The sequence below is a fragment of the Microbacterium sp. M1A1_1b genome (assembly GCF_053345565.1).
In genome coordinates this window covers 504,593-518,660 of the sequence record NZ_JBKFAJ010000001.1, presented here as the reverse complement: position 1 = coordinate 518,660, position 14,068 = coordinate 504,593, and the positions used below count along the sequence as shown (strand labels likewise).

Here is a 14,068-nt window from a genome sequence, read left to right as displayed (position 1 = left end):
CAGTTCCGCGCCAGGCTACCCACAGGCAGCTCCGCGCCACAGTACCCACAGGCAGCTCTGCGCCAGGTACCCATAAGCAGCTCCGCGCCAGGCCGGGTCGATCGGGAGAGAACGTGACAGGACGGACGAAGACGTCGCGCTCCGAGCTGGCCCGGCTGGGCTTCGCGGAGCTGTCGGAGAGCCTGGAGCGGCTGTCCGCGTTGGAGGGCCGGTTCGGCACCGATCTGCCGGTGTCGGTCAGCACGTGGCCGGCGCTGTGGTCGTCGACCGCCGACCCGGACGGGGCACTGCGACGCTTGGAACGCCTGGTCGAGGCCCACCGCGACGCCTTGCGCCCGATCCTCGACGACCAGGCAGCCACGGAGCGGCTGGTGCGGCTGCTCGGCGCCTCGGTGGGGCTCGGTGAGTTCCTGCAGCGGCGCCCGGCCGAGCTCGACCTGTTGCTGCGTCCGGTCACCGAGCCGCGGACCCAGGCGGAGTACACCGAGTCGTTGACGCAGGCGGTCGACGGTGCCACCGACGAGGCCGCCCGGATGCGCCTGCGGGTGCGCTACCGCCGGCACCTCGCCCAGATCGCGCTCTACGACGTGCTGCACCCGTCGCCGACGCTCGCGTTCCCCGCCGTGGCCGCCGGGCTGGCCGACCTGGCCGGGGCCGCGCTCGACGTCGCGGTCGACGTCGCGCGCCGCGAGGTCCCGTTCCCGGCCGAGCAGGTCGCCGCGACACCGCTGGCGGTCATCGCGATGGGCAAGGCCGGGGCCCGCGAGCTCAACTACGTCAGCGACGTCGACGTCATCTTCGTCACCGAGCCGAACGACACGGTCGACACCGACAAGGCCGTGCGCATCGCGACCCGGATCGCGATCGCGGCGACGCACGTCATCACCGACCTCGCAGCCGAGCCCGCGCTGTGGGAGGTCGACGCCAACCTGCGGCCCGAGGGCAAGGACGGCGCGCTGGTCCGGACGCTCGACTCGCACGTGGCGTACTACGAGCGCTGGGCCAAGGAGTGGGAGTTCCAGGCGCTGCTCAAGGCGCGGCCGATCGCGGGGTCGATGGACCTGGGGGAGCGCTACAGCGCGGCAGTGGCGCCCTTCGTCTGGCGGTCGTCGAAGCGACCGGGGTTCGTCGAGTCCGTGCAGCGCATGCGCGAGCGCGTGACGGACCACATCCCGGACGCCGAGGTGGACCGCCAGCTCAAGCTCGGGCCGGGCGGCCTGCGTGACGTCGAGTTCACGGTGCAGCTGCTGCAGCTCGTGCACGGGCAGGACGACGAGAGCGTCCGCGTCCGATCCACCCTCGAGGCGATGGACGCACTGACCGAAGCCGGCTACGTCGGGCGTCCCGAGGCCGCGCGGTTCGGCCCGGACTACGCGCTGCTGCGGGTGCTGGAGCACCGCATCCAGCTCCGTCAGCTGCAGCGGACGCACATGATGCCGGCCGACGAGGACGAGTTGCGGATCCTGGCGCGTTCCAGCGGTGTCGCGACGGGCGCCACCGCACTCGAGGCCCGGTGGCGTTCGGTGAAGCTCGAGGTCCGCGGCCTGCACGAGCGCCTGTTCTACCGGCCGCTGCTCTCCGCCGTCGCGGCATCGGACGGGGGCATCGTCCTGACGAGCGGCCAGGCGCGTGACCGCCTCGCCGCGATCGGCTTCGCCGACCCGGACGGTGCCCTGCGCCACATCCGCGCGCTCACCCAGGGCACCTCGCGTCGTGCGGCCATCCAGCGGAACCTGCTGCCGGTCCTGTTGCGGTGGATGGCCGAGGGACCGGCCCCGGACCGGGCGCTGCTGGCGTTCCGGCGGCTGAGCGACACGCTCGGCGAGTCCAGCTGGTTCCTGCGGATGCTGCGGGACTCCTCGGGTGCAGCGCACAGCCTGACGACGGTGTTGTCGGAGTCGGCGTTCCTGGCCGGGCTGCTCGAGCGCTTCCCCGAGGCCGTCGCGTGGCTCGACGAACCCGACACGCTGCTGACGCCGCGGCCGATCGGCGCGTTGCTGTCCGAGGTCCGGGCCACCACGGCCCGACACGGTGACGACGTCGATGCTGCCGCGTCGCTGCTGCGGTCCGTCCGTCGCCGCGAGACCCTGCGACTCGGGATCGCCGCGACGCTCGGCCGACTCGACGTCGACCAGCTGGGACCGGCGCTGAGCGACATCACCGAGGCCACCCTGACCGGCGCGCTCGACCTGGCGCGCCGCGACGCGCCGGACGGCCTGCAGTTCGGCATCATCGCGATGGGCCGGTACGGCGGGCGTGAACTCGGCTTCGGCTCGGACGCCGACGTCCTGTACGTGTACCGCGCACCCGCCGTGCCGCCGGAGACCGCGTCGCGTGCGGCCCAGACGATCGTGCGCGAGCTGAACCGGCTGACCGAGGACACGATCTACCCGTTCGACCTCGACAACGACCTGCGTCCCGAGGGGAAGAACGGGCCCGTCGTCCGCACCCTCGAGTCCTACGGCGCGTACTACGCCCGGTGGTCGCTGACATGGGAGGCGCAGGCGCTGCTGCGAGCCCGCGGTGCTGTCGGTGACGATGCCCTGCTGCGCGACTTCGAGCACCTGGCGGACCGCACGCGCTACCCGGCGTCCATCGCCGACCGCGAGGTGCGCGAGGTCCGCCGCATCAAGGCCCGGGTCGAGTCCGAACGGCTGCCGCGCGGTGCGGACCCGGCCCGGCACCTGAAGCTCGGTCGTGGCTCGCTCAGCGACGTGGAGTGGTTCGTGCAGCTCCTGCAGCTGCAGGGTGCGCTGCGGGTCCCGGCGCTGCGGACGACCTCGACCCTCGATGCGCTGGCGGGGGCCGTCGCCGAGGGGCTCGTGGCGCCCGAGGACGGCGAGCGGCTGGCTGCGGCGTGGCGGTTCGCCTCACGGACCCGGAGCGCCCTGGTGCTGTGGTCGGGCAAGACCACCGACGTGCTGCCCGTCGACCGGATCCAGCTCGAGGGCGTCGCCCGCCTGATGGAGTACCCGCCCGGGTCGGCGTCGCAGCTCGAAGAGGACTACCTCGGCATCACGCGGCGTGCGCGGCAGGTGTTCGAGCGCGAGTTCTACGGCACGGTCTGACGCCTCGACACGCCCGGGACGCCCTGTTCGGCCCCTCAGGGTCGGGTCGCCGCAGGTGAATTCTGCGTTTCGGATGTCGTCCCCCAAGCAGGCCTGGATGTACCCCGGTGGACCTGCGCGGGTGCCGCGGGCCGGATGCTCGACGTGACCGCGCGCCCGTGGGGCGACCGCGTGGACGGCGACCGGCATCCTGTGTACCCGACCATCTGCTGACCAGGGATTTCCGCTGTTGGTGAGCAGAGCCTCCCGGCTGGTGTCCAGGGTGGGAGCGGTACCAGAGTCCGATGGCGCGGTCCACACATCTGCTGACAGCAACCGGGGGGACAGATCCGGGGCGGCGGGCAGGGGACAGGGGTGTACCCCGTAACGAATCCGAAACGCCCCCGAGTGAGGGTCACGTTGCACCGGCACCCTCCGAGATGCATGAATGGTGGCACCCGAACCGACCCCCGATTTCCCGATGGCGCGGAATCTCCACCCCGAACGTTGAAGCAGGGATCGATGTTCACCTTCATTCTGCAGATCAGGCAGATGGTCGACGGGCACCCCGAGTTCTACCTCTTCGCCGTGTACTCCATGGTGATCTGGCTGCTCTGGTTGCTCAAGGTCGTGCTGTCCGCCCGCTACCGCCCCTTCACCGGCACGTACACCGGGACGACGAGTGTCGTCGTCCCGGTGGTGGACGAGCCACTCGACCTGTTCCGTGACGTGATCGGCCGCATGGTCGAGCAGCGTCCCGGCGAGATCATCGTCGTCATCAACGGCGCGCGCAACGAGGCCCTCGAGGAGGTCTGCGACGAGTTCGCCCCACTCGTCCGCTGGACCCACACCCCGATCCCCGGCAAGCGCAACGCCGTCAAGGTCGGCACCGAGATGTCCACCGGTGACATCACCGTCCTGGTCGACTCCGACACCGTCTGGACGCCCGGCGCGCTCGAGGAGCTGCTGAAGCCCTTCGCCGACGAGTCCGTCGGTGGTGTCACGACCCGCCAGCGCATCCTCGAGCCCACCCGCTCGTGGATCACCCGCTGGGCGGACTGGCTCGAGAACTCCCGCGCGCTGTACTCGATGCCCGCGCAGAGCGTCCTCGGGCAGATCGGCTGCCTGCCCGGGCGCACGATCGCGTTCCGCCGGAACATCCTGGTGCGGGTCATGGACAGGTTCATGCACGAGAAGTTCATGGGCGTGTTCCTCGAGGTGTCCGACGACCGGACGCTGACGAACCTGACGCTCAAGGAGGGCTACCGGACCGTCTACCAGTACACCTCGCTGGTCTACACGGACGCCCCGCTGCAGGTGAAGAAGCTGTTCAAGCAGCAGCTCCGCTGGGCCCGCGGCTCGCAGTACAACACGCTGCGCATGCTGCCCTGGATGATCGGGCACGCACCGATCCTGGCGCTGTTCTTCATCACCGACATCATCCTGCCGTTCATGCTGTTCGGCGTGATCGCCGGCTGGATCTACCGCGCCATCACCGGGCAGGGCGAGAACCTGTACCAGGGGATCCTGCACCAGTACGGCTTCTCGACGGGCTTCGTCTACGTCGCCGGCCTGATGGTCGTGTCGAGCGTGCTGAGCATGGCCATCCGGCAGATGCGGCACCTGGCCGAGAAGCCCAGCGACTTCTTCCGCCTGCCGATGTTCATCATCGTGTCGACCTTCTTCCTGATGCCGATCCGCCTGATCGGGTTCTTCCGTCTGGCGCACGCCAGCGGCTGGGGGACCCGCGCCGGTGCCTACGCCGGCGGACCGATGGAGACCGAGGCCGCGCAGCCCGTCGCCCCCGGTGGGCAGACGCCGGTCAGCCCGGTCGACCGCATCGGGCCGGTGACGGACGACCAGGCCGCCGCGGACCGGGCGTTCGACGACCTGTTCGGACCGTCCGCCGCGGCGCACGGTCGCGAGCTGGACGTGTCCACCAACTCGACTTCGACGGTCCTGGCGACCCGGCGCGAAGCGGCCGCCGCGACGGCTTCGGCCGCCACGGCCGGCGCACACGCTGCGCCCGCCGCCAAGCCCACCAAGGTCCGTCGCTACAACCCCTACGCGGCCATCCCGTACTGCATCGGCATCGCCGTCTTCGCCCTGGAGGCGTTCCTCATTGTCTGACCTGTTCCGCTCCTCCCACAGCTGGTGGGCTCCGTCCAGCAAGCACGCCAAGCGCACGGCCGTCGGCACCACCGCCATCGTCCTGGCGCTCGGCCTGATCACCTGGTCCGTCTGGGTGTCCCCGTCCAGCCCCGTCGCCACCGCCGTCCACCACGCCCTGGGCGTCAAGACGGCCTCGGACAAGGCTGCCGACCCGGAGGTCCTGCAGACCAAGCTGACCGCCGCCCAGAAGCAGATCTGGAAGCTCGAGGGACAGCTCAAGTCCACGAGCGCCCAGTCCGGTTCACGCGGTGACCAGCTCGCGCAGCTCAAGGCACAGATCGCCTCGCTGCAGTCCCAGCTCGGTTCGGCCCAGGCGCAGGCCGCCGGCAAGTCCGGCTCCGGTTCGTCCGCCAGCGGGACGGGAGGCTCGTCCTCGTCCGGCGGGTCGGGTTCCGGCACGCACACCGCCAGTTCCGGCGGGGGCGTCACGAACCCGAACACCGGTCCGTCCAAGGACCCGACGACCACCCCGGTCGCCGTCCCGACCAAGCAGCAGATCCTGGCCCAGCCGTCGCGCTGGTACGGGCTGTACACCGCGCAGTCGCCGTTCAACTGGGCCGAGTACGACCAGGTGTCCCAGGCCGTCGGCAAGGCCACGAACATGGTCGGGTTCTTCCAGGGCTTCGACCAGGACTTCAACGCGAACGCCGTCCAGCGGGCGTGGGCGAACGGCCGTCTGCCGCTCATGACGTGGGAGTCCGCCCCCGCGCAGACCGGCAACGACCAGAAGTTCGTCGCGGGCTACACGAACCAGGACATCATCTCCGGCAAGTTCGACGCCTACCTGACCAAGTACGCCGACGCGCTCAAGGCGAACGGGCAGCCGATGGTCATCCGGCTCGACCACGAGATGAACGGCTCTTGGTACAACTGGTCCGAGGGCAAGGACCAGCAGAACGCGCAGGGGTCGTACGTCGCCATGTGGCAGCACGTGCACGACGTCTTCGCGAAGCAGGGTGCCAACGACTACGTCATCTGGAACTGGGCGCCGAGCCGCATCGACAAGCTCGGCAACGCCAAGTACCAGACGCTCGACTACCTGAAGGAGTACTACCCGGGTGCCGACGACGTGGACTGGGTCGGCATGAGCGGCTACTACCGCACCGCCAGCGAGGACCCGACGTTCCAGAACACCTTCGGCGCCACCGTGGCGCAGCTGCGGCAGGTGGCTCCGGGCAAGAAGATCCTGCTGAGCGAGATCGGCGCGACCGAGTCCGGCACCTCGGTGTCGGGCGGTCAGAAGGCGAAGTGGATCACCTCGCTCTTCGACGCCCTCGCGCAGCCGGCCAACGACGACGTCATCGGGTTCTCGTACTTCTCCGAGACCGCGACCACCGTGGTGGACGGCGTCCGTTCCACCAACGACTGGCGCCTCAACTCGCGTTCTGACAGCCTCCAGGCCTTCGTGGACGGCATCAAGCGCACCGACACCGACTACGACCTGCAGGAGGTCACCCAGTGAGTGCTCCGAAGAAGACCCCGTCCGCCGCCGACGTCCGACCGGCCCCCGTCATCAGTGTGATCGGCACCGGCTACCTCGGTGCCACCCACGCCGCCGCCATGGCCGAGATGGGCTTCGAGACCATCGGTGTGGACGTCGACCCGGCGAAGCTCGCCGCACTGTCCGCCGGTGAGGTCCCGTTCTACGAGCCCGGGCTGCCCGAACTGATCACGAAGCACGTGGCGACCGGACGCCTGCGCTTCACGGCCTCGATCTCCGAGGCCGTGGCCGCCGCCGACGTGCACTTCGTCTGCGTCGGAACCCCGCAGAAGGCCGGGTCGCACGCCGCGAACCTGACCTACGTCGAGAACGCCACCCGCGGCGTCGCCGAGAACCTCACCCACCCGGGCCTGATCGTCGGCAAGTCGACCGTGCCGGTCGGCACGGCGGCCCGCGTGCGCGGCATCGTCCGCGAGTTCACGCCCGCCGGCATCACCGCGGAGCTCATCTGGAACCCCGAGTTCCTGCGCGAGGGCAAGGCGGTCGACGACACGCTGCACCCGGACCGTCTGGTGTGGGGTGGTGCCTCTGCCGCCGCCGACGCGGTCATCCGCGAGGTGTACGCCGCGCCGATCAGCGAGGGCACGCCGGTCATCACGACCGACCTGGCCACCGCCGAGCTCGTCAAGGTCAGCGCGAACGCGTTCCTCGCCACGAAGATCTCGTTCATCAACGCGATCTCCGAGATGTGCGCGATCACCGGAGCCGACGTCACCACACTCGCCGATGCCCTGGGCCACGACGCGCGCATCGGCCGCAAGTTCCTCAACGCCGGACTCGGCTTCGGTGGCGGGTGCCTGCCGAAGGACATCCGCGCGCTCATGTACCGGGCGAACGAGATCGGTGCCGGGCAGGTCGTCGGGCTCATGCAGCAGGTCGACGAGATCAACATGGGCCAGCGGCAGCGGGTCATCGACATGGCGATCGACTCGGCCGGGGGATCGGTGCTCAACCGCCGCATCGCCGTGATCGGTGCCGCGTTCAAGCCGCTCACCGACGACGTCCGCGACTCGCCGGCGCTCAACGTCGCCGCGGCGCTGCACCTGCGCGGCGCCCAGGTCACGCTGTGGGACCCCGAGGCGATGGAGACGGCCAAGCGGTCGTTCCCGACGCTGAGCTACACGACGTCGATGACCGACGCGATCGAGGGTGCCGACATCGTGCTGGTGCTCACCGAGTGGGACGAGGTCATCGGTGCCGACCCGGTCGCGCTGGGTGAGCTCGTCGGGCGTCGCGTGGTCATCGACGCGCGCAACTGTCTCCCGGTCCAGGACTGGGTCAAGGCGGGGTGGACCGTCCGTTCCCTGGGACGGCCCACACCGGTCGCGGGTGCACCCGTGAGCGTGGCAGCGGGGACCTCCGACTCGTTGGCCACGAGCCGCTAGTCACCGCAGCAGACGGGGTCCGTGCCGGGGCGGCACGGACCTCGTTCGCGCGCGCCTGGCCCTGGTCCGTCTCGTGCGCCGAGTCTCGGCCCGGCGGACAGCGTGCGCCGTCCCGCGGGCGCATTCCGTCCGCATCGCCGAGTCCCGGCTGCGCGCGTGCGATCGCCACCGCCTGGAGGCCCGGTGCCGGTCCGCCGGACCGGCACCGGGCCTCCAGGCGGTCGGTCCGCGACCCACCCCCGCACAGCCGCGCCGAGTCTCGGCCCGGCGGACAATCTGCGCCGTCCCGCGCGCGCATCCTGTCCGCATCGCCGAGTCTCAGCGCCGCATGCGGAAGGGCCCCGCACCTGACGGTGCGGGGCCCTTCGTGTCGTGCGGGTCGAACTCGAACTCAGACGCCGAAGTACAGCTCGTACTCGAACGGGTGCGGACGCTGCGCCATCGGCAGGATCTCGTTCTCGCGCTTGTAGTCGATCCAGGTCTGGATGAGGTCCTCGGTGAAGACGTTCCCCTTGAGCAGGAACTCGTGGTCCGCCTCGAGCGCTGCGAGCGCGGCGTCGAGCGAGGCCGGCACCTGCGGGATGTTCTTCGCCTCTTCCGGGGGGAGCTCGTACAGGTCCTTGTCGACGGGCTCGTGCGGCTCGATGCGGTTCTGGATGCCGTCCAGGCCCGCCATCAGCTGCACGGCGAACGCCAGGTACGGGTTGCCGGAGGCGTCGGGCGCGCGGAACTCGATGCGCTTGGCCTTCGGGTTCGTACCCGTGATCGGGATGCGGATCGAGGCCGAGCGGTTGCCCGCCGAGTAGACGAGGTTGACGGGGGCCTCGAAGCCCGGGATCAGACGGTGGTACGAGTTGATCGTCGGGTTCGTGAACGCCAGGACGGCGGGAGCGTGCTTGAGCAGGCCGCCGATGTACCAGCGGGCGAGGTCGGAGAGCCCGCCGTAGCCGTTCTCGTCGTAGAACAACGGGGTGCCGTCGGACCAGAGCGACTGGTGCGTGTGCATGCCCGAGCCGTTGTCACCGAAGATCGGCTTCGGCATGAAGGTGGCGACCTTGCCCCACTGCTCGGCCGTGTTCTTGACGATGTACTTGAACTTCAGGATGTCGTCCGCGGCGTGGACCATCGTGTCGAACTTGTAGTTGATCTCCTGCTGGCCGCCGGTGCCCACCTCGTGGTGCGCACGCTCGAGCTCGAGGCCCGAGTCGATCAGCTTGAGCGAGATGTCGTCGCGCAGGTCGGCCGTCTTGTCGACCGGCGACACGGGGAAGTAGCCGCCCTTGTACGGGGTCTTGTTGGCGAGGTTGCCGCCCTCTTCGGTGCGACCGGTGTTCCAGGCGCCCTCTTCCGAGTCGACCGCGTAGAACGACTCGTTCTGCGTGACCGAGTAGCGGACGTCGTCGAAGATGTAGAACTCGGCTTCGGGGGCGAAGAACGCGGTGTCCGCGATGCCGGTCGAGGCGAGGTACTTCTCGGCCTTCTTGGCGACCTGGCGCGGGTCACGGCTGTAGATCTCGCCGTTGCGCGGGTTGTAGATGTCGAAGACCATGATCAGCGTCCGCTCAGCGCGGAACGGGTCGACGTACGCGGTCGTCACGTCCGGGATGAGCTGCATGTCGGACTCGTGGATCGACGCGAAACCGCGGATCGACGAGCCGTCGAAGAGCTGCCCGACCGAGAAGAAGTCCTCGTCGACCGTGGACGCGGGGATGTTGAAGTGCTGCTGGACCCCGGGGAGGTCCGTGAACCGGATGTCGAGGAACTTGACGTCCGTGTCCTTGATGAAGGCGAGCACCTCGGAGGAATCACTGAACATGTGAGTCGTTCTCCAATGGTTGGGTGTTGGTCGAGGGAACCTGGAGGCACCCTCCGACGAGGGTATTGACGTGGGGTTTCCCGGACGTGACTACGTTGTTTCGGGCGTGTTACGCACGGGGTGCGCGCCTAAACTCAGGGTATGGCCCGCTCCACTCCACCCTCGTCCGCTGCTGCCGCCGGCTCGTCGGACTCCTGGCCGGGCAAGCTGCTCGGGCTGCCGGAATCGGGCCCTCGGTCGATGAGCGGGATCGGTCGGCGCATCGGTGGGCTCGTCATCGACTGGGCGCTGGCCTCGGTCATCTCGCTGGCGATCGGGACGTACGGCGCGGCGGGCAACTTCGCGACGCTCGGCATCTTCGCGGCGCTGCAGGTGGTCTTCATCGCGCTGCTGTCCGGGTCGTTCGGCCACGTGTGTGTGGGGTTGCGTGTCGTGCCGATCCGCGGCGGGTACGTCGGGGTCTGGCGTCCGGTGGTGCGCACCGTGCTGCTCTGCCTGGTGGTGCCGGCGCTCATCCACGCGAAGGACGGTCGGCCGCTGCACGACGCCGCGGTGGGCACGGTGCTCGTGCGTCGTTGACCGGGTGCACGGGGCGGTTCGTCGCTCGCCGTTCGTGGCCGTCGTTCGTGGTCGTCGCTCGCGAGGCAGCACCGTGCCCGGTTGACCGGCCGCGGGGCGCGCTGTGCCCGGTAGGTCGTTCGGTGCGAGGTCGTTTCCTGGCACCGGCCGACCAACCTCGCACCGGTGCAGCACGCGGCGCGGTGCGGCGCGGCGCGCGGTGCTGACCCGGCAGACGCAGCCCTGCGCCAGACACACGAACGCCCCCGACCGGGCGGCCGAGGGCGTTCGTCAGGTCAGCGGGTGATCAGCGCGGACGACCAGCACGCACGCGCGTCGGGTCGATGCCCTTCGGGATGGCGGACGCCGGGCTCTGGGTGAGCGAGTCGAGGCGGTTCGCGACCGCCAGGACCTCGTTGCGGTTGAGCGACTTCTTGTACTTGTTCATCGCGCGGGGCAGCTTGTGCAGGGTCACCGCGTCGTCGCCGTCACCCACGTGCACCACGTGCACGGGGACGTTCGGGACGATCCGCTGGACCTTGCGGCGCTCTTCGTCGACCTGACGCGAGAGGTTGCCGAGCGAGCCCTCGGTGATGAGCACGACGCCGGGGGTACCGACAGCGCGGTACACGGCTGCCTGCGAACGCCCGTGGACGGCGACGGGCATCTCGCTCGAACGCCACTGGCGACGGAGCGAGTTCGTCAGCACGGCACCCACGGCACCGGGCTGTCCTTCGATCTGCGAGTACGCGGCCCGCTCGGCCAGGCGACCGAGCACGATCAGGAACAGCAGCACACCGAGCAGCACACCGGCGACGATCCACAGGACGACAGCCAGCCAGTTCTGCCCGGGCAGCACGAGCGCGAGCACCACCCCGAGGACGACCGGGACGAGGAACGCGGCGGCGAACCACCAGATCGACGTCGGGTCGGCCCGACGGGTCATCTGGAAGACCTGGAACATCTGCTTGAGACGCCCCGGCTCCTTCGCCTTCGTGTCGGTTGTGCTCTTGCGTGCCATGCCGTCAAGGATACGGCCTGGTCGACCGATCGTGGACCGCAGGTGAACAGGCTGTGGTCGGACGGGGGTTCTCCACAGATCGCCGATACGGCCAGGAGGCCCCGCTCACCCCCGACAGGCTGGTCCGCATGGAGACGATCACGGTGGAACACTGGTGGACCGGCGCGGACACCGGTCCGTTCGCAGCCTGGGTCGCGGACCGCGCGGCGGCCGAGCCGACGCACTGCGTGCGTGTCGCCGCCGTCGGGCGTGACCCGGCGGGACGGCTCGTGGTCCGGGCGGAGTCGCTGCGGGGGACCCGACTGCCCGATGCACTCGACCGCATCGGGACCCCGACGGTGGGGGTGGCCGTCACGTTGACCGTGCCGCTGATCGAACTGGCGGCGCAGGCGCGGGCCGGTTCGATGCTGCTCGGCCACGCCCGTCCGGACGACGTCCTGGTCGACGACGCCGGGGTGACGGTGCTGGTCGACCACCCGCCGGACGCCGATGTCGACGCCGGAACGGACGCCGAGACCGACGTGCCGGACCGGCGCCACGTCTCCTCGGTCAGCCGGTCGACCCAGGTGCCCGGTGCGACCGCGCTGCTGTTCGCCGTCCGGTCGGTGTGGGAACGTGTCGACCCGCGCGAGCCCTGCCGACGGACGGTGGACCAGGCCGTGGCCGACGCACTCGACGGCGGCGTGCCGGACGTGCTGCGGTTGCTCGAGGTCGTTCGCGGCGGTGGTCCTCCGCGGCCGGTGCGATGGGAGCCGCCGCGGGACGACTTCGTCTTCGCTGGTCCTGCCGAGCCGGCGGTGGGTGACCTGACCGGCACCGTGCGGCGGCTCGTCGAACAGGGCGTCCCGGTCCCCGGCGGACTGCGCGTCTCCGCTCGACGGCTGCTGGTCGGTGGTGTCGTCGTGGTCGGGGTCGCTGCAGCCGGTGTGTTCGCCCTCGGGACACCACCGTGACGCGGCGCTCGGACGCCGACGGCCCCGGCTCCCACCAGGGAGAACCGGGGCCGTCGGACGGGCCGTGCTGGTCGGACCTGGGGTCAGTACCCCAGGTTCGGGGCGAAGTTGCCTTCTTCGAGGCGGTTCTTCACCGCGACCAGGTACCGCGAGGCGTCCGCACCGTCGATGATCCGGTGGTCGTACGACAGCGCCAGGTACACGAACGAACGGATCGCGATGGCCTCTTGGCCGTCGACCTTCACGACCGCGGGGCGCTTCGTGACGATGCCGGTGCCCAGGATCGCCGACTGCGGCAGGAACACGACGGGGGTGTCGAACAGCGCGCCACGCGAACCGGTGTTGGTCAGGGTAAACGTGCCGCCGGCGAGCTCGTCGGGCTTGAGCTGGTTGTTGCGCGTGCGCTCGGCCAGGTCGGCGATCGACTTCGAGAACTGCGCCAGGTCGAGCGACGCGGCGTCCTTGATCACCGGGGTGAGCAGACCGCGCTCGGTGTCGACGGCGATCGAGACGTTCTCGGTCTCCGGGTACACGATCTCCTCGCCCTCGACGGTCGAGTTGATCTTCGGGTGCGCCTTGAGCGCCTCGGACGCCGCCAGGGCGAAGAACGGCATGAAGGACAGCTTCGAACCGGTCTTCTCGAGGAACTCGGCCTTGTGCGCGTCGCGGAACTGCGCGACCTTCGTCACGTCGACCTCGACCACGCTGGTGAGCTGCGCGGTCGACGTCATCGACTGCACGGCACGCTCGGCGACGACCTTGCGCAGACGCGTCATCTTCTCGCGGGTGCCACGGAGCGGCGAGACCTCGGCGACGAACGGCCCGGACGCGGCCGGAGCCGAGCCGCCCTGGGCCGAGGCGCCTGCTGCCGGAGCGGCGGGGACGGCGGCGAGCACGTCCTCCTTCCGGATGCGGCCACCGACACCGGTGCCGGTCACGGTGGACAGGTCCACGCCCTGCTCGTTGGCGAGCTTGCGCACCAGCGGGGTGACGTAGCCCGATGCGGCACCGGTCTGCGTCGGGTTCGGCACGGCGGCCGAAGCTGCCGGAGCACTCGACGCCGCGGCGGCCGGAGCCGGAACCGCTGCCGGGGGCGCCGGAGCTGCCGCGGGCGGCGGCACCGGAGCGGCCTGGGGGACCGGCGACGCCGCGGGCGGCGCCGACGGGGCGGCCGGAGCCGCGGGCTGGGTCTGGCCGGCCGGGGTCGGCTCGGGCTGGGCGGGCTGCGGAGCCGGGGTCTCGGTGTCCTGCTCGGTGCTCGGAGCTGCTTCGGGCTCGGCGTCGGCAGCGGCCTCGTTCGACGAGTCGTCCTGCGCAGCGTCGGATCCCGCGTCGGAACCGGAGTCGGACGACCCGCTGCCGTCGCCGATCTTCACCAGGGGCGTCCCGACCTCGACGGTCTCGTCCTCGCCCACCAGGATCTCTTCGACGACGCCGGCGATCGGCGACGGGATCTCGGTGTCGACCTTGTCGGTCGAGACCTCGAGCAGCGGCTCGTCGACCTCGACCCGGTCACCGACGTTCTTCAGCCATCGGGTCACCGTGCCCTCGGTGACGCTCTCGCCGAGCGGCGGGAGGTTGACGGATTCGCTCATCGGGTGGACTCCTTGTCGCA

The 14,068-nt window shown here is 70.3% G+C and carries 9 protein-coding genes; 6 read left to right on the top strand and 3 right to left on the bottom strand.

The window, feature by feature from the left end; translation table 11 throughout:
* The first annotated feature begins 113 nt into the window (after positions 1-113).
* The 4 genes from ACLBWP_RS02485 (at position 114) to ACLBWP_RS02470 (ending at position 8,105) form a co-directional block, all read left to right on the top strand.
* Positions 114-3,068 (top strand): bifunctional [glutamine synthetase] adenylyltransferase/[glutamine synthetase]-adenylyl-L-tyrosine phosphorylase, encoded by a 2,955-nt coding sequence (locus ACLBWP_RS02485; RefSeq protein WP_447653895.1) that lies wholly within the window; start codon positions 114-116, stop codon positions 3,066-3,068.
* A gap of 501 nt (positions 3,069-3,569) precedes the next feature.
* Entirely contained in the window at positions 3,570-5,177 is a 1,608-nt protein-coding gene (locus ACLBWP_RS02480; RefSeq protein ID WP_447653894.1) for a glycosyltransferase family 2 protein, read from the top strand.
* Positions 5,170-6,681: a glycosyl hydrolase gene (locus ACLBWP_RS02475; RefSeq protein ID WP_447653893.1), complete on the top strand. Its 1,512-nt coding sequence runs from the start codon at positions 5,170-5,172 to the stop codon at positions 6,679-6,681. Before ACLBWP_RS02480 ends, ACLBWP_RS02475 begins: the two co-directional genes overlap by 8 nt.
* Positions 6,678-8,105, top strand: a complete 1,428-nt coding sequence (locus tag ACLBWP_RS02470; RefSeq protein WP_447653892.1) for a UDP-glucose dehydrogenase family protein — start codon at positions 6,678-6,680, stop codon at positions 8,103-8,105. The genes ACLBWP_RS02475 and ACLBWP_RS02470 overlap by 4 nt, the downstream gene beginning before the upstream one ends.
* Positions 8,106-8,496: 391 nt before the next feature.
* On the opposite strand, the gene glnA is transcribed toward ACLBWP_RS02470, so the two are convergent.
* Positions 8,497-9,921: a type I glutamate--ammonia ligase gene (glnA, locus tag ACLBWP_RS02465; protein WP_071275783.1), complete on the bottom strand. Its 1,425-nt coding sequence runs from the start codon at positions 9,919-9,921 to the stop codon at positions 8,497-8,499.
* 141 nt (positions 9,922-10,062) lie between these two features.
* Between glnA and ACLBWP_RS02460 the strand changes: the two genes are divergently transcribed.
* Entirely contained in the window at positions 10,063-10,500 is a 438-nt protein-coding gene (locus tag ACLBWP_RS02460) for an RDD family protein (RefSeq protein WP_447653891.1), read from the top strand.
* Between the two features lie 286 nt (positions 10,501-10,786).
* Here the strand turns inward: ACLBWP_RS02460 and ACLBWP_RS02455 are convergent, their stop codons facing one another.
* Entirely contained in the window at positions 10,787-11,500 is a 714-nt protein-coding gene (locus ACLBWP_RS02455) for a DUF4191 family protein (RefSeq protein ID WP_243563869.1), read from the bottom strand.
* 128 nt (positions 11,501-11,628) lie between these two features.
* On the opposite strand from ACLBWP_RS02455, the gene ACLBWP_RS02450 reads away from it, so the two are divergent.
* Positions 11,629-12,453 (top strand): hypothetical protein, encoded by an 825-nt coding sequence (locus ACLBWP_RS02450; protein ID WP_447653890.1) that lies wholly within the window; start codon positions 11,629-11,631, stop codon positions 12,451-12,453.
* Positions 12,454-12,536: 83 nt separating this feature from the next.
* Here ACLBWP_RS02450 and sucB read toward each other — a convergent pair whose 3' ends face one another.
* Positions 12,537-14,048 (bottom strand): 2-oxoglutarate dehydrogenase, E2 component, dihydrolipoamide succinyltransferase, encoded by a 1,512-nt coding sequence (sucB, locus tag ACLBWP_RS02445; RefSeq protein WP_447653889.1) that lies wholly within the window; start codon positions 14,046-14,048, stop codon positions 12,537-12,539.
* Between the last annotated feature and the right edge of the window lie 20 nt (positions 14,049-14,068).